The organism is Pseudomonas jessenii (genome assembly GCF_002236115.1).
Lineage (GTDB): Bacteria > Pseudomonadota > Gammaproteobacteria > Pseudomonadales > Pseudomonadaceae > Aquipseudomonas > Aquipseudomonas jessenii.
In genome coordinates, this window is the sequence record NZ_NIWT01000002.1 from 496,273 (window position 1) to 511,862 (window position 15,590).

Sequence of the window (15,590 nt, forward strand, 5' to 3'; positions counted from 1 at the left end):
GAGCCTGCTCGCGATGAACCTGAGAGCGCCGCGGGGTGCCAGGCTTCCCGCGTCATCGTTGACGTCCATCGCGAGCGAGCTCGCTCCTACAGGTGTTTTTCGCAGGCAATAAAAAGCCCGACATTCATCATCGGGCTGGAGTTGGCCAGGCAGGCCGGTAAAAACGGTGTTGGCTGATCTTACGCTGGGCATTCGCCAAAAGCGTTCAAAATTTTCCCCTGGGTTCCGCCAGCGTAGCTTGTTAAACACGGGCTGCAGCGAATTAGGGCGAACTTTCTAACAATTGATTCTATGAATGACCTTGCATGCTCAAGCGTGTTTAAGGTCTTCGCAGTACGGATATGACCGGAAAGTCGCGTTTCAACCCGTGTTTCGGGCGATTGACAATTGTCGGGAATTCCGTGAAGGTGACGTACCCAAATCAAACGGGCGTATGAATTGAGCGTTTGTATTTCAGACCGCTCCTACAGAATCCCGACTATCGCGTTGGCGGGTGTGCCGGGGGAATGGGCGTAGCATTGACGATCAACGTCCCTGCCAAGCCGTTCGCCTGCGTCCGACGTGTACTGTTCAGCTTCCATATCGTGGAGATCAGTTGATGATTTACGAAGGTAAAGCCATCACGGTTAAGGCTCTTGAAAGTGGCATCGTCGAACTGAAGTTCGACCTCAAGGGTGAGTCCGTCAACAAGTTCAACCGTCTAACCCTGAACGAACTGCGTCAGGCCGTAGACACCATCAAGGCAGATGCTTCGATCAAGGGCGTGATCGTCAGCAGTGGCAAGGACGTGTTCATCGTCGGCGCCGACATCACCGAATTTGTCGACAACTTCAAGCTGCCGGATGCAGAACTTGTTGCTGGCAACCTCGAAGCCAACAAGATTTTCAGCGATTTCGAAGACCTCAACGTCCCGACCGTCGCCGCGATCAATGGCATCGCGTTGGGTGGCGGTCTGGAAATGTGCCTGGCGGCGGACTACCGCGTCATGTCCACCAAGGCCAAGATCGGTCTGCCGGAAGTCAAGCTGGGCATCTACCCGGGCTTCGGCGGTACTGTGCGCCTGCCGCGCCTGATCGGTGCCGACAACGCCATCGAATGGATCGCCGCCGGCAAGGAAAACCGTCCTGAAGACGCGCTGAAAGTCGGCGCCGTCGACGCCGTGGTTGCTCCTGAGCAACTGCAGGATGCCGCGCTGGAACTGATCAAGCGCGCCATCTCCGGCGAGTTCGACTACAAGGCCAAGCGCCAGCCGAAGCTGGAAAAGCTGAAGCTGAACGCCATCGAACAAATGATGGCTTTCGAAACCGCCAAGGGTTTCGTGGCCGGCCAGGCTGGTCCGAATTACCCGGCGCCGGTTGAAGCGATCAAGACCATCCAGAAAGCCGCGAACTTCGGTCGCGACAAGGCGCTGGAAATTGAAGCTGCAGGTTTCGTCAAACTGGCCAAGACCTCTGCTGCGCAGAGCCTGATCGGCTTGTTCCTGAACGATCAGGAACTGAAGAAAAAGGCCAAGGCCTACGACGAAATCGCCAAGGACGTGAAGCAGGCCGCCGTACTGGGCGCCGGCATCATGGGTGGCGGTATCGCCTATCAGTCGGCCTCCAAAGGCACGCCGATCCTGATGAAGGACATCAACGAGCACGGTATCGAGCAGGGTCTGGCCGAAGCCGCCAAACTGCTGGTCGGCCGCGTTGATAAAGGTCGCATGACCGCCGCGAAAATGGCTGAAGTGCTCAACGGCATCCGTCCAACCCTGTCTTACGGCGACTTCGGTCACGTGGATCTGGTGGTCGAAGCGGTCGTCGAGAACCCGAAGGTCAAGCAAGCGGTACTGGCCGAAGTTGAAGACAAGGTCAAGGAGGACACCATCCTGGCGTCCAACACCTCGACCATTTCCATCACCTTGCTGGCCAAGGCCCTCAAGCGTCCGGAAAACTTCGTCGGCATGCACTTCTTCAACCCGGTGCACATGATGCCGCTGGTGGAAGTGATCCGTGGCGAGAAGTCCAGCGAGCTGGCTGTTGCCACCACCGTTGCCTACGCCAAGAAAATGGGCAAGAACCCGATCGTGGTCAATGACTGCCCGGGCTTCCTGGTCAACCGCGTCCTGTTCCCGTACTTCGGCGGTTTCGCCAAGCTGGTCAGCGCCGGTGTGGACTTCGTCCGTATCGACAAGATCATGGAAAAATTCGGCTGGCCTATGGGCCCGGCCTACCTGATGGACGTGGTCGGCATCGACACCGGTCACCACGGTCGTGACGTAATGGCCGAAGGCTTCCCGGACCGCATGAAGGACGACCGTCGCTCGGCCGTCGACGTGCTCTACGAAGCCAAGCGCCTGGGCCAGAAGAACGGCAAGGGCTTCTACGCCTACGAGACCGACAAGAAAGGCAAGCAGAAGAAGGTTGCCGATCCTTCGGTACTGGAAGTGCTCAAGCCGATCGTTTACGAGCAGCGCGAAGTCACCGACGAAGACATCATCAACTGGATGATGATCCCGCTGTGCCTGGAAACCGTGCGTTGCCTGGAAGACGGCATCGTCGAAACCGCTGCCGAAGCCGACATGGGTCTGGTCTACGGTATTGGTTTCCCTCCATTCCGTGGCGGTGCGCTGCGTTACATCGATTCGATCGGTGTGGCAGAGTTCGTTGCCCTGGCTGACCAGTACGCTGATTTGGGCGCGCTGTACCACCCGACCGCGAAGCTGCGCGAAATGGCCAAAAACGGCCAGAGCTTCTTCGGTTAAGCGCCCCCAACTAGAGTGAGAGTGAACTTATGAGCTTGAATCCTAGAGACGTCGTGATTGTCGACTTCGGTCGTACTCCGATGGGCCGCTCCAAGGGCGGCATGCACCGCAACACCCGTGCCGAAGACATGTCGGCGCACCTGATCAGCAAACTGCTGGAACGTAACGTCAAGGTCGACCCGAACGAAGTCGAAGACGTGATCTGGGGCTGTGTGAACCAGACCCTGGAGCAGGGCTGGAACATCGCGCGCATGGCGTCGCTGATGACCCAGATCCCGCACACTTCGGCCGGCCAGACTGTCAGCCGCCTGTGTGGCTCGTCCATGAGCGCTCTGCACACTGCCGCGCAAGCAATCATGACCGGCAACGGTGACGTTTTCGTGGTTGGTGGCGTCGAGCATATGGGTCACGTGAGCATGATGCACGGTGTCGATCCGAACCCGCACATGTCGCTGTACGCGGCGAAAGCCTCGGGCATGATGGGCCTGACCGCGGAAATGCTGGGCAAGATGCACGGCATCACTCGCGAGCAGCAGGACGCTTTCGGCGTGCGCTCCCACCAACTCGCCCACAAGGCGACCGTGGAAGGCAAGTTCAAAGACGAAATCATCCCGATGCAGGGCTACGACGAGAACGGTTTCCTGAAAACCTTCGACTACGACGAAACCATTCGTCCGGAAACCACCCTGGAAAGCCTGGCGGCTCTGAAGCCGGCGTTCAATCCGAAGGGCGGCACCGTGACAGCCGGTACCTCGTCGCAGATCACCGATGGTGCCTCGTGCATGATCGTGATGTCGGCGCAGCGTGCACAGGATCTGGGTATCCAGCCTCTGGCGGTGATTCGTTCGATGGCAGTGGCAGGTGTGGATCCGGCAATCATGGGCTATGGTCCAGTACCGGCCACACAAAAAGCACTGAAGCGCGCGGGTCTGGGCATTTCCGACATCGACTTCTTCGAGCTCAACGAAGCTTTCGCCGCACAGGCCCTGCCAGTGCTGAAAGATCTGAAAGTACTCGACAAGATGAACGAGAAGGTTAACCTGCACGGCGGCGCGATCGCCCTGGGCCACCCGTTCGGTTGCTCCGGTGCGCGTATCTCCGGCACTTTGCTCAATGTGATGAAGCAGAATGGCGGTACCTTCGGGGTAGCCACCATGTGCATTGGTCTCGGCCAAGGCATCTCCACCATCTTCGAACGCGTTTAAGCGTCTCGTTGATGGAAGCCGGGGCCAAGTGCCCCGGTTTTTGTTTTTCCGGATTTATTTTTTATTTTGAAAAAATTTGAGTGAGGGCCAAAGCATGCCGATACAACCTGGGCTCTACCAACATTACAAAGGTCCGCAGTACCGCGTATTCAGTGTTGCGCGGCATTCGGAAACCGAAGAAGAAGTGGTCTTCTACCAAGCCCTGTATGGCGATTACGGCTTTTGGGTGCGTCCCTTGAGCATGTTCCTGGAGTCCGTCGAGGTTGACGGCGAACAGGTGCCACGCTTTGCTTTGGTGCAGGCCGAACCGAGCGTTTTTCCGCAGCCATAAGGGGAGTGCGCGCAGAGCCCTGCGCTTGACCTCATCTTGTAGCCACTATATATAGCGGTGCCGCGTCAGGCGCCAACCGCCTTTCACTTCTCGAATTCAGGAATTTTCTGATCCATGGGCAAATCGCTGGTCATTGTGGAATCCCCGGCTAAGGCCAAGACCATCAACAAGTATTTGGGCAACGAATACGTGGTGAAGTCGAGTATCGGCCATATCCGAGACCTGCCCACCAGCGGTTCGGCTAGCGCCAGCAAAGAGCCAGCCGCCAAGCGCGGCAAGGCTGCTGCGGGTGAAGTGCCGGCACTGTCGCCGAAAGAAAAAGCGCGCAAGCAGCTGGTCGCGCGCATGGGTGTCGATCCGGATCATGGCTGGAAAGCCAAGTACGAGATCCTCCCGGGCAAGGAAAAAGTCATCGAAGAGCTGCGCCGGCTCGCCAAGGATGCTGACACCATCTATCTCGCAACCGACTTGGACCGCGAGGGGGAAGCCATTGCCTGGCACCTGCGCGAAGCCATTGGTGGTGACGATACCCGCTACAAGCGCGTGGTGTTCAACGAAATCACCAAGAAGGCGATTCAGGAAGCCTTCTCGAAACCAGGCGAGCTGGATATCGATCGCGTCAACGCCCAGCAGGCGCGTCGTTTCCTCGACCGCGTGGTGGGTTACATGGTTTCGCCGCTGCTGTGGGCCAAGATCGCTCGCGGTCTGTCCGCTGGTCGCGTGCAGTCGGTTGCCGTGAAGCTGGTGGTCGAGCGCGAACGTGAAATCCGCGCGTTCAACCCGGAAGAGTACTGGGAAGTTCACGCCGACCTCGGCACCGCAAAAGGCGCGACCGTGCGCTTCGACGTGGCCCGCGAGAAAGGCGAAGCCTTCAAGCCGCTCAATGAAACCCAGGCCATGGCCGCGCTGGAGAAGCTCAAGGCTTCCAGCTACAGCATCGTCAAGCGCGAAGACAAGCCGACCAGCAGCAAGCCGTCGGCACCCTTCATCACGTCCACCTTGCAGCAAGCCGCAAGCAATCGCCTGGGCTTCGGTGTGAAGAAGACCATGATGATGGCCCAGCGTCTTTACGAAGCTGGCTACATCACTTATATGCGTACCGACTCCACCAACCTTTCGGTTGATGCCGTGGCGATGGCGCGTGCCTATATTGAAGGCGAATTCGGCAAGAAATACCTGCCGGAAACCCCGAACGTCTACAGCAGCAAGGAAGGCGCACAAGAGGCTCACGAAGCGATTCGTCCGTCCGACGCCAATACTGAGCCAAGCAAGCTGTCGGGCATGGAGCGTGACGCTGAGCGCCTCTACGAGCTCATCTGGCGCCAGTTCCTCGCCTGCCAGATGCTGCCGGCGCAATACCTGTCGACCACGGTCACTGTCGGTGCCGGCGACTTCGAGCTGCGCGCCAAGGGCCGCATCCTGAAGTTCGACGGTTACACCCGTGTCATGCCGCAAATCGCCAAGCCAGGCGATGACGACGTACTGCCGGACATGGCCCAGGGCGACGCGATGAAGCTGATCAAGCTTGATCCGACCCAGCACTTCACCAAGCCGCCGGCGCGTTACTCGGAAGCCAGCCTGGTAAAAGAAATGGAAAAACGCGGCATCGGTCGTCCTTCGACCTACGCGGCGATCATTTCGACTATTCAGGACCGCGGCTACGTGGCGCTGCACAACCGTCGTTTCTACTCGGAAAAGATGGGCGACATCGTCACCGAGCGTCTGGCCGAAAGCTTCTCCAACCTGATGGACTACGGCTTCACCGCCGGCATGGAAGAGCATCTCGATGACGTGGCCCAGGGCGAACGCGACTGGAAAAACGTGCTCGACGAGTTCTACGGCGACTTCAAGAAGAAACTCGAAGTAGCCGAAAGCCCGGAACACGGCATGCGGGCCAATCAGCCCGTCATGACTGACATTCCGTGCACCACCTGCGGCCGGCCGATGCAGATCCGTACCGCGTCGACCGGCGTGTTCCTCGGTTGCTCGGGCTACAGCCTGCCGCCGAAAGAGCGCTGCAAGGCCACCGTCAACCTGGTGCCGGGCGATGAAATCGCAGCGGACGACGAGGGTGAGTCGGAGTCGCTGGTGTTGCGTGGCAAGCATCGCTGCCCGATCTGCAGCACGGCGATGGACGCCTACCTGCTCGATGAAAAGCGCAAGTTGCACATCTGCGGTAACAACCCGGATTGCGATGGCTACGAAATCGAAGAGGGCACCTATCGCATCAAGGGCTATGAAGGTCCGAGCCTGGAGTGCGACAAGTGCGGTAGCGAGATGCAGCTCAAGACCGGCCGTTTCGGCAAGTTCTTCGGTTGCACCAATGCCACCTGCAAGAACACCCGCAAACTGCTGAAGAGTGGTGATGCCGCGCCGCCGAAGATGGATCCGGTGAAGATGCCTGAGCTGAAGTGCGAAAAGGTCAACGACACCTACATTCTGCGCGACGGTGCATCCGGTCTGTTCCTGGCGGCCAGCCAGTTCCCGAAAAACCGCGAGACTCGTGCTCCATTGGTGATGGAAATCATCCCGCACAAGGATGAGATCGATCCGAAGTATCACTTCCTCTGCGAAGCGCCGAAGAAAGATCCGGATGGTCTGCCAGCCGTGATCCGTTACAGCCGCAAGACCAAGGAACAGTACGTGCAGACCGAAGTTGACGGTAAGCCAACCGGTTGGAAGGCTTACTACGACGGTGGCAAGTGGACGGTTGAAGACAAGCGTCCGGCAGCCAAGGCTTAAAGCCGCGCCCCCTGTAGGAGCGAGCTTGCTCGCGATGGTCGTCAACGATGACGCGGGCCTTCAGAATGCCCGCGTTGCTCTCAGGTCCATCGCGAGCAAGCTCGCTCCTACAGTGCGCAAGGCCGCATGAGAACCCTCGGGTTTTCATGCGGCTTTTTTGTTTTGGGCTTGCGGTCGGATCGGCTGATCCATGACACTGTCAAACCTGCGTGAAGCAATTATTTCGTTGTGGAGGCTGCCGTCATGGCCCACGAACTGTATACCCGCACCAATCAGAAGATTTATTTCGCCGGATTGTCGCTCGAAGCGCTGGCCCGCACTGAAGAGGGGCGGGCGATGAATTCGCTGGCGCTGATCCAGGCTGGGCGCGAATCCGCGCTGTTTCATCTGTACGGCGCGCTGCTGGGCCTGTGTCACGAGATCGCCGGTTTCTATCGCTTGCCTCAGGCCAATGCGCCCCGTGCAGAGTTGTTGCTGACTCGCGAGGTGCTGGACACCATCGCCATTCCGGAAATGGCTGAGCTGGTCGAGCTGGCCAATAACCCGGAAACCTGGCTGGCCAAGTTGTTGGCTGCCCATGCTGCGTTGTTTCAGCCGCCGCGCGCGCCCCACAAGCCGAAAGGGGACGTAACCCAGCCACTGATTCAGGCTGTCAATCTGGATGAAGAGGAGGCGCCGCAAGAGCTGAGTCGGGAAGAGCTGGAGAGTTGGCGTCAGAACCTGAAGGGGTTGGCGATCCGCTTTCGCGAAGGCCTGAACGAGTGCTGACAGAAACAGTTTTGGGATGGCATCTGGTCAAGATCCCGAGCGAAGCCTGGCCGATGCCTATATAATCCCCGCCTTTCGTGGAGAACAGTCCTTTATGCCAACGTCCTTTCTAGAAATTGTCGAGTTACCAGACGGCCGTATCGAGCTGCGCAGGGCCGAGGACGAGGGTTCTCTGGTTACTTTGGATTTCTCCGAGGACGCCAAGGCATTCCTGCAAGGGCAGCACGTGGAAGTCGCCAAGGCGATGTTGAGCGTCGGTGTTCAGATGGCCGGTCGCCTGGTTGAAGGCGAATTCGACAAGGAAGAGGGGTCGCGGGTTCTTCATTGACCGCCGCCTGTCGTTTTTCCTGATGTCGTTACTCATCGGCTTCTCTGTCCCTGGAGAAGCCTTGCGCGGTGAATCACGCGTTTGTCCGCCGGTTAACCCAGTCGAATATTCAGGCTCTGAGCGTCCCCGGTACGGGCGGCGCTGATCAGTTGTTGTCGCGATTGGGGGCTCAGCGGGTTGATCCAGCTGACCACCGTGTGGCTACGACCCAGGCGCAGGGCTTCGCAAGTCAGTTGCTGGGCGCTCTGGGTGCCCCGGGGTTGCAGCAGCAGAATGCGCTCGCGGTTAAGGCCGGCATCTCGCAGCCAGGCTTGAGTCAGGCTGGCGGGTGGCGCGATCAGTGTCAGCCAGCGTGCGTCCTGGTCCTGGCTCAATTCCCTGAGGATCGGTGCCAGAAGGCTCAGGCAGTTCCCGGCTGCACCACGCAGTGACAGCTCGCTGAAAACGTCAGGTTCGGCGCTCCAGGGGGACTCGACTACGTCTTTCAGGATCGGCGCCAATGGCTGTGCCATGAACGCTTCGAACAACGGCAGTTGGGTTTGCTGTGGTGATGTCTGTGGGAACTGCATGGTGCCTCCTTTAGCGGCGAATGACGCCGACACTCAAGCCTTCGATCACCAGTTCCTGGTCTTGAAGGTTCACTTCAATAGGGGCGAACTCGGGGTTCTCGGCGATCAGCCAGACTTTGCTGCCGTCACGCTTGAAGCGCTTGACGGTCACTTCGTCGCCGATCCGCGCAACGACGATCTGGCCGTTACGGGCTTCGCGGGTGGTGTGGACCGCCAGCAGGTCGCCGTCGAAAATGCCGATATCCTTCATGCTCATCCCATGGACGCGCAGCAGGTAGTCGGCGCGCGGATGGAAGAAGGCGGGATTGATGTTGCAGGACTCTTCGATGTGTTGCTGCGCAAGAATCGGGGCGCCGGCTGCTACCCGGCCAATGATCGGCAGGGTGGAATCGTCGGCCTTGGCTTCGAAGCCGGGAATGCGGATGCCACGGGAGGCGCCAGGCGTCATCTCGATTGCACCCTTGCGGGCCAGTGCCTTGAGGTGTTCTTCCGCCGCATTGGGTGACTTGAAACCCAGTTCCTGAGCGATTTCCGCGCGGGTGGGTGGATACCCGTTGTCTTCCAGGCAGCGCTTGATGAAGGCCAGAATCTCTGCTTGTCGTGGCGTCAGCTTTAGCATATCGATCGCTCTGTTTTTTTATACAGTGACTGGGATTATATACAGTAAGTCGGTCTTGGCAATGCTCCATTTTTCAGTCGCCGCCGGACGGTCAAACAGCCGATGGATTGAAGCTTTGCCGTTGTGTGGTTAAATGTCTGACCGACCATTCCCGAAACGAACTGCCAGACTTGACAATGCACAGGCTGAAACGTATGTTTCAAACAAGTGTTTGTCAGGCGGAGTAGCCATGGCCCAGTCGGAAACCGTTGAACGCATTCTTGATGCCGCCGAGCAGTTGTTCGCGGAAAAAGGTTTCGCCGAAACCTCGTTGCGTCTGATCACCAGCAAGGCGGGTGTCAACCTGGCAGCGGTGAACTATCACTTCGGTTCGAAGAAGGCGTTGATTCAAGCGGTTTTCTCGCGGTTCCTCGGGCCATTCTGCATCAGCCTCGATAAAGAGCTGGAGCGGCGTCAGGCCAAGCCTGAAAACAAGCCGACTCTCGAAGAGTTGCTGGAAATCCTCGTCGAGCAGGCACTGGTGGTGCAGCCGCGTAGTGGCAACGACCTGTCTATCTTCATGCGTTTGCTGGGACTGGCGTTCAGTCAGAGCCAGGGGCACTTGCGTCGTTATCTGGAAGACATGTACGGCAAGGTGTTTCGCCGCTACATGATGCTGGTCAACGAAGCGGCGCCACGTATTCCACCTATCGAACTGTTCTGGCGCGTGCACTTCATGCTGGGTGCGGCGGCGTTCAGCATGTCCGGTATCAAGGCCTTGCGCGCGATTGCCGAAACCGATTTCGGCGTGAACACCTCGATCGAGCAGGTCATGCGCCTGATGGTGCCGTTCCTGGCTGCCGGCATGCGCGCCGAATCCGGCGTTACCGACACGGCCATGGCTACGGCCCAGTTGCGTCCGCGTAGTAAATCGACACCGGTTGCCGCCAAGGTTTAACCGCACACGGGTGGGCGCGGCAGCTGACATCCGCTAAGCTAGCCGCCCATGCCGACTCTCGTTCTGAACCCGTTTCCCATTGAAATCGCCGACCTGCCGGGCATAGCGTCTGGCGGCGAATTCGTGTGGGCCGGGTTTTCTGTTATCAAGGAATTTCTATGACTGCTGGCTTGCAAGGCTCGTTGATGGTGGACGTCGCCGGTACCTGGCTGACGGCTGAAGATCGCCAATTGTTGCGCCAGCCCGAAGTGGGTGGCCTGATCATCTTTGCCCGCAACATCGAGCATCCGCGTCAAGTGCGCGAGCTGAGTGCGGCCATTCGCGCCATTCGTCCCGATCTGCTGTTGGCGGTGGATCAAGAGGGCGGCCGCGTGCAGCGCCTGCGCCAGGGATTCGTGCGATTGCCCGCCATGCGCGCCATTGCCGACAACCCGAACGCTGAATACCTGGCCGAGCAGTGCGGCTGGATCATGGCCGCCGAAGTGTTGGCTGTCGGCCTGGACTTGAGCTTTGCCCCGGTGCTGGACCTGGATTACCAGCGCAGCGCCGTTGTTGGCACCCGTTCGTTCGAAGGTGATCCCGAGCGCGCAGCCTTGCTCGCGGGTGCATTCATCCGCGGGATGAACAGCGCCGGGATGGCCGCCACCGGCAAGCACTTCCCCGGCCACGGCTGGGCTGAAGCGGATTCTCACGTCGCGATTCCCAACGACGAACGCAGCCTCGACGAGATCCGTGCCAATGACCTGGTGCCGTTTGCCAAGCTGAGCAAGCAACTGGCCGCGGTCATGCCGGCCCATGTCATTTATCCACAAGTCGATTCCCAGCCCGCCGGCTTCTCCCGCCGCTGGTTGCAGGACATCCTGCGTGGCGAATTGCAGTTCGATGGCGTGATCTTCAGTGACGACCTGTCCATGGCGGGCGCTCACGTGGTCGGCGATGCCGCCAGCCGTATCGAAGCGGCGCTGACTGCCGGTTGCGACATGGGCCTGGTGTGCAACGACCGTGCGGCCGCCGAACTGGCCCTGAGCGCTGCCCAGCGTCTGAAGGTCAAGCCTTCCGAGCGCATTGCGCGGATGCGCGGCCAGTCGTTTGCCAGCACCGAATACCGTCAAGACCCGCGCTGGCTGGCCGCTGTCGGCGCGCTCAAAGAAGCTCAATTGATTGATTAAGGACTGTTCGTTATGACGGTTTACGCGATTATCGGTGGCACTGGCCTGACTCAACTCGAAGGCCTGAGCATTCGCCAGTCACTGGCAGTGGACACGCCTTATGGCGCACCTTCGGCCGACGTTCAGATCGGCGAGTATGCCGGCAAGGAAGTACTGTTCCTCGCGCGTCACGGTCATCCCCATCGTTTTCCACCGCATCAGGTCAACTACCGCGCCAACCTCTGGGCGCTGAAGCAGGCCGGTGCCGAAGCCATTCTGGCAGTCAACGCCGTGGGCGGCATCCATGCCGCGATGGGCACCGGGCATTTCTGCGTGCCGCATCAGTTGATCGACTACTCCAGCGGTCGTGAGCACACCTACTTTGCCGATGACCTGGAGCACGTCACCCATATCGACTTCAGCTACCCCTACAGCGAGCCGTTGCGTCAGCAACTGATTGCGGCATTGGCGGTGGAAGGCGTGGGCTACAGCAGTCATGGCGTGTATGCCTGCACTCAAGGGCCGCGCCTGGAGACGGTGGCTGAAATCGCCAGGCTGGAGCGCGATGGCTGCGACATCGTCGGCATGACCGGTATGCCGGAAGCCGCCTTGGCCCGCGAGCTGGAACTCGATTACGCCTGTCTGGCGCTGGTGGTGAACCCGGCGGCGGGCAAGTCGACGGCGGTGATCACCATGGCCGAGATCGAGCAGGCGTTGCATGACGGCATGGGCAAGGTGAAGTCGACGTTGGCGCGGGTGCTCAAGGGCTGAGGCCTGCTTGATACCGAGTTGACTTCATCGCGAGCAAGCTCGCTCCCACAGTGTCCGCGTCGAACACAACTTTTGCGGACACCACTGAACCTGTGGGAGCGAGCTTGCTCGCGATGGCGGACTAAAAAGCGCTGCAGATTTCAGCGTTTTTCGAGGTTTTCCGGCAGCGGCGCAAACAGCGCCTCGATATCATCGCTCTGCAGTTTCCAGTCCCCGGCCTTGCGCCCATCCAATACGCCGGCCGCGAGGTCGGATTTTTCCTTTTGCAGGTGCTGAATCTTTTCTTCCACCGTTCCGCGCGCGATCAGTTTGTAGACGAACACCGGCTTCTCCTGGCCGATGCGATACGCACGGTCGGTCGCCTGGTTTTCCGTCGCCGGGTTCCACCACGGGTCGTAATGAATCACCGTGTCCGCTTCGGTCAGGTTCAGGCCAACGCCACCGGCCTTCAGGCTGATCAGAAAAATCTGACGCTTGCCGCTCTGGAATTCCTTCACCGGTGTGCGGCGGTCGCGGGTCTGGCCGGTCAACAGAGCGTAGGCCACGCCGCGCTTGTTCAGTTCGTCTTCGATCAGTGACAGCATTGAAGTGAACTGCGAGAACAGCAGGATCCGCCGACCTTCCTCGAACAATTCCTCGAGCATTTCCATCAGGCTATCGAGCTTGCCTGACGTGCTGCCACGGCTTGGCAGGGTCGCCTCGTTGACCAGGCGCAAATCGCAGCACACCTGTCGCAACTTGAGCAGGGCTTCAAGAATGATGATCTGGCTGCGGGCCACGCCTTTGCGGGTGATCTCGTCGCGGACTTTCTTGTCCATGGCCAGGCGCATGGTTTCGTACACGTCGCGCTGGGCCTCATTGAGTTCGACCCAGTGGATGATCTCGGTTTTCGGTGGCAACTCGGTGGCAACCTGTTCCTTGGTGCGGCGCAGCAGGAAAGGTTTGATCCGGCCGTTGAGGTGCTGGAGCCTGACCTCGCTGGTGCGTTTTTCAATCGGCACGCGGTAATCGCGGTTGAAGCTTTTGACGTCGCCCAGCCAGCCGGGCAACAGGAAGTGAAACAGCGACCAGAGTTCACCGAGATGGTTTTCCAGCGGCGTGCCACTCAGGCACAGGCGCTGCCGGGCATTGAGCTCGCGGGCAGCCTGGGCGGCCTTGCTGGTCGGGTTCTTGATGTATTGCGCTTCGTCCAGCACCAGTATGTGCAAGGGCTGCGCCGCCAGGCGTTCGACATCCTTGGGCAGCAGCGCATAGGTGGTCAGGATCAGATCGTAGTCGGCCAGCTTGTCGAAGTGCTTTTTGCGGCTGGCACCGTACAGCGCCAGTACCTTGAGCTGCGGCGTAAAGTGCGCAGCTTCGTCGAGCCAGTTGGGGATCAGGCTGGTCGGCATCACCACCATGCACGGCCGGTCGAGACGACCGGCGTTTTTCTCGCTCAGGACGTGCGCCAGTGTCTGCAGGGTTTTGCCCAGACCCATGTCATCCGCAAGGATTCCACCTACTTCCAGCTGCCGCAGCGATTGCATCCAGCTCAACCCCTCAAGCTGATACGGACGCAACGTCGCATTCAGGCCGTCCGGGGCGACGGCCGTGTGGTCCTTGATGTCGCGCAGGCGCTGGGCAAAGGTGCGGATCTGTTCGCCACCCTCCCAGAGCAGTGGCATGTCTTCCAGTGGGTTCAGGCGTGTGGCATCGGCCTTGCTCAGGCGCAGCGTGGTGTCGCCGGGCTCCTGCAGGTAGAACTCGCCGAGGGTGGCCAGCACCGGTTTCAAGCGGCCGAAGGGCAGGGCGACTTGCAGCGGGCCGTGTCCGGAGTTCGGGCGATTGGGGATATTGACCAGGATCAGCTCGTCGTCGCGGCGTCGGGCAAGGCGCTCCGGGTTGAGGATTTCGGTGTGGGAGCGCATCAGGTTGAGCAGGATCGGCAACAGGCTCAGGCGTTCGCCGTTGACGATGATCCCCAGTTCCAGGTCGAACCAGTCGCGCTCCGGTGCCTGTTCGACGGTGGCGTACCAGTCGTCTACCGCCGTCAGGTCGAAACCGAAGTCCTCGTCGATCTGCAATTCCCAGCCCTGGGTGCGCAACTTCGGCAGTTCATTGAGGGTAAAGGTCAGCCAGGCGCTGTCATTGACCATCTCGAACAGCTCGCCGGCACTTTCCGGCAGGGCCTTGCTTTGCCGGGTGGCGATTTTGAAGCCGAGGATTCGCAGTTGCTCTCGGTAGGACTGTTCCACTTCCGGGTGGCGTTTTATCCGCAGCGTCTGGGTTTCCTGACGAATCAGGATGTCGGTGTTTTTCTGCCCGGAAACGTACTCGTCCAGGTAACTGAAAGACAGCGCCGCGCGATGCTGGATGTAACGCTGCATTCGACCGTTGCGCGGTTCGAACGCGCTGAACTCGATGCTGGCCAGCCACAGGCGCGGAACGGGCTGCACATTGTCCACCAGTACTTGCGGCGGTGCTTTCGGACTGCGGTTTTCCAGGACTGCCTGGAGTTTTTCCAGGAGTTCGGCATCTTTGGCGGCAGCGGGGTAGTCGAGGGTTTCCTGCACTTGCAGGAGCACGGCCGCGCAATGTTTGCAGTTGCTGTGGACCGGGCAGGAGCAGGTGGCGTCGACCATCAGCAAAGTGCCCTTGGCTGACTCGCGCAGGCGAATGGTCTGACGGTAAACGTTACCGCCCGAGCCTTCACACGCGGCGACGATGGTTGCGTCGCCGGCTTCGACGATCCTGACACGATTCTCCAGCGCGTAGCGGCGGCCACGCTCCAGGCTCTGTTCCTTGAATCGGCTGACCCAGGACGGTGCCAGGGGTTTGCTCAGGGTCGCGGACATTGGGAATCAGTCCGGAATTTCTTCGGGAGCTGCTCGGGGGGCGGGGGCGGTCAGCGAGGTGATCTTGATCAGCAGGCCGAGGTGGCCGTTGTCGAGGAAGTTCAATTGGCCGTTTTTGGTGTGGCTTTCCTGTTTCAAGCGCTCGCTGGCGGTCACCATGCCATTGGCATCGATCTGGTTGACCCAGAAATCGGCGTCGACGTCGGTAAAGCGCCCCAGTTTCATGTTCAGTGTGCCCTCGATCGGGTACTGACCATACTGTTCCTTGCCGTCGCTGATCGCCACTTTGCTGGCGGTTTCGCCGAGGGGCTGTTGCCAGGCCTTGTGCAGCAACACCGTGTAGTCAGCGCTGCTGGTGAGTTTTTCCACCTCGCCATTGAGGCTTGGCGTGCGCAGGCTGTCGGGGCTGACCGGTTGGGCGCCAGCGGCCCAGTCTTCCGGCGCGGCGCGGCTGACGATTGCCGGTACGGCGTTTTGACGGACCAGAATCATTTCGACCTGATACAGGTCATCGGCATATGCCGTGGGTGCGACCAGCGCTGGCATCAGCAGGGTCAACAGGGTCAGTGAGCGAAACAGGCGCATGCGGCGT

At 59.7% G+C, this 15,590-nt stretch carries 13 protein-coding genes; 9 read left to right on the forward strand and 4 right to left on the reverse strand.

Annotation, left to right across the window (positions count from 1 at the left end):
- Nucleotides 1-598: 598 nt before the first annotated feature.
- The 6 genes from fadB (at nt 599) to PSJE_RS06925 (ending at nt 8,120) form a co-directional block, all read left to right on the forward strand.
- The gene (gene fadB / locus PSJE_RS06900; protein ID WP_057715656.1) at nt 599-2,746 is read left to right on the forward strand and encodes a fatty acid oxidation complex subunit alpha FadB; all 2,148 of its coding nucleotides are present in this window, start codon (nt 599-601) and stop codon (nt 2,744-2,746) included.
- Between the two features lie 29 nt (nt 2,747-2,775).
- Nucleotides 2,776-3,951: an acetyl-CoA C-acyltransferase FadA gene (fadA, locus tag PSJE_RS06905; protein ID WP_090454098.1), complete on the forward strand. Its 1,176-nt coding sequence runs from the start codon at nt 2,776-2,778 to the stop codon at nt 3,949-3,951.
- Between the two features lie 94 nt (nt 3,952-4,045).
- Nucleotides 4,046-4,282: a DUF1653 domain-containing protein gene (locus PSJE_RS06910; RefSeq protein ID WP_057715655.1), complete on the forward strand. Its 237-nt coding sequence runs from the start codon at nt 4,046-4,048 to the stop codon at nt 4,280-4,282.
- A gap of 114 nt (nt 4,283-4,396) precedes the next feature.
- Nucleotides 4,397-7,024, forward strand: coding sequence for a type I DNA topoisomerase (gene topA / locus PSJE_RS06915; RefSeq protein WP_090454100.1), 2,628 nt, complete (start codon nt 4,397-4,399; stop codon nt 7,022-7,024).
- Between the two features lie 243 nt (nt 7,025-7,267).
- The gene (locus PSJE_RS06920; protein ID WP_057715652.1) at nt 7,268-7,792 is read left to right on the forward strand and encodes a DUF6586 family protein; all 525 of its coding nucleotides are present in this window, start codon (nt 7,268-7,270) and stop codon (nt 7,790-7,792) included.
- 94 nt (nt 7,793-7,886) lie between these two features.
- Nucleotides 7,887-8,120: a hypothetical protein gene (locus PSJE_RS06925; protein ID WP_046041430.1), complete on the forward strand. Its 234-nt coding sequence runs from the start codon at nt 7,887-7,889 to the stop codon at nt 8,118-8,120.
- 92 nt (nt 8,121-8,212) lie between these two features.
- Here PSJE_RS06925 and sulA read toward each other — a convergent pair whose 3' ends face one another.
- Complete coding sequence (gene sulA / locus PSJE_RS06930) at nt 8,213-8,689, reverse strand: SOS-induced cell division inhibitor SulA (protein WP_007991406.1); 477 nt, start codon at nt 8,687-8,689, stop codon at nt 8,213-8,215.
- A 10-nt stretch (nt 8,690-8,699) separates the two neighbouring features.
- Complete coding sequence (gene lexA, locus PSJE_RS06935; protein WP_007995278.1) at nt 8,700-9,308, reverse strand: transcriptional repressor LexA; 609 nt, start codon at nt 9,306-9,308, stop codon at nt 8,700-8,702.
- Nucleotides 9,309-9,537: 229 nt separating this feature from the next.
- Between lexA and PSJE_RS06940 the strand changes: the two genes are divergently transcribed.
- From PSJE_RS06940 to PSJE_RS06950, 3 genes are all read left to right on the forward strand, one after another.
- A complete protein-coding gene (locus tag PSJE_RS06940) occupies nt 9,538-10,245 on the forward strand; it encodes a TetR/AcrR family transcriptional regulator (RefSeq protein WP_056857021.1) in 708 nt (235 codons plus the stop codon).
- Nucleotides 10,246-10,403: 158 nt separating this feature from the next.
- Nucleotides 10,404-11,414 (forward strand): beta-N-acetylhexosaminidase, encoded by a 1,011-nt coding sequence (gene nagZ / locus PSJE_RS06945; RefSeq protein WP_090454102.1) that lies wholly within the window; start codon nt 10,404-10,406, stop codon nt 11,412-11,414.
- Nucleotides 11,415-11,426: 12 nt separating this feature from the next.
- Nucleotides 11,427-12,164 (forward strand): S-methyl-5'-thioinosine phosphorylase, encoded by a 738-nt coding sequence (locus PSJE_RS06950; RefSeq protein WP_090454104.1) that lies wholly within the window; start codon nt 11,427-11,429, stop codon nt 12,162-12,164.
- Between the two features lie 140 nt (nt 12,165-12,304).
- Here PSJE_RS06950 and PSJE_RS06955 read toward each other — a convergent pair whose 3' ends face one another.
- Together PSJE_RS06955 and PSJE_RS06960 are read right to left on the reverse strand one after the other, a co-directional pair.
- The gene (locus tag PSJE_RS06955; RefSeq protein ID WP_090454106.1) at nt 12,305-14,998 is read right to left on the reverse strand and encodes a DEAD/DEAH box helicase; all 2,694 of its coding nucleotides are present in this window, start codon (nt 14,996-14,998) and stop codon (nt 12,305-12,307) included.
- Between the two features lie 6 nt (nt 14,999-15,004).
- Nucleotides 15,005-15,583, reverse strand: a complete 579-nt coding sequence (locus PSJE_RS06960) for a CsiV family protein (protein WP_090454107.1) — start codon at nt 15,581-15,583, stop codon at nt 15,005-15,007.
- Between the last annotated feature and the right edge of the window lie 7 nt (nt 15,584-15,590).

Excerpts from the sequence above, each read along its gene's own strand:
- lexA (WP_007995278.1), bottom strand. The coding sequence starts at position 9,308 with ATGCTAAAGCTGACGCCACGACAAGCAGAGATTCTGGCCTTCATCAAG.
- PSJE_RS06925 (WP_046041430.1), top strand. The coding sequence starts at position 7,887 with ATGCCAACGTCCTTTCTAGAAATTGTCGAGTTACCAGACGGCCGTATC.
- fadB (WP_057715656.1), top strand. The coding sequence starts at position 599 with ATGATTTACGAAGGTAAAGCCATCACGGTTAAGGCTCTTGAAAGTGGC.
- PSJE_RS06920 (WP_057715652.1), top strand. The coding sequence starts at position 7,268 with ATGGCCCACGAACTGTATACCCGCACCAATCAGAAGATTTATTTCGCC.
- PSJE_RS06960 (WP_090454107.1), bottom strand. The coding sequence starts at position 15,583 with ATGCGCCTGTTTCGCTCACTGACCCTGTTGACCCTGCTGATGCCAGCG.
- PSJE_RS06950 (WP_090454104.1), top strand. The coding sequence starts at position 11,427 with ATGACGGTTTACGCGATTATCGGTGGCACTGGCCTGACTCAACTCGAA.
- PSJE_RS06940 (WP_056857021.1), top strand. The coding sequence starts at position 9,538 with ATGGCCCAGTCGGAAACCGTTGAACGCATTCTTGATGCCGCCGAGCAG.
- PSJE_RS06910 (WP_057715655.1), top strand. The coding sequence starts at position 4,046 with ATGCCGATACAACCTGGGCTCTACCAACATTACAAAGGTCCGCAGTAC.
- fadA (WP_090454098.1), top strand. The coding sequence starts at position 2,776 with ATGAGCTTGAATCCTAGAGACGTCGTGATTGTCGACTTCGGTCGTACT.
- topA (WP_090454100.1), top strand. The coding sequence starts at position 4,397 with ATGGGCAAATCGCTGGTCATTGTGGAATCCCCGGCTAAGGCCAAGACC.
- PSJE_RS06955 (WP_090454106.1), bottom strand. The coding sequence starts at position 14,998 with ATGTCCGCGACCCTGAGCAAACCCCTGGCACCGTCCTGGGTCAGCCGA.
- nagZ (WP_090454102.1), top strand. The coding sequence starts at position 10,404 with ATGACTGCTGGCTTGCAAGGCTCGTTGATGGTGGACGTCGCCGGTACC.
- sulA (WP_007991406.1), bottom strand. The coding sequence starts at position 8,689 with ATGCAGTTCCCACAGACATCACCACAGCAAACCCAACTGCCGTTGTTC.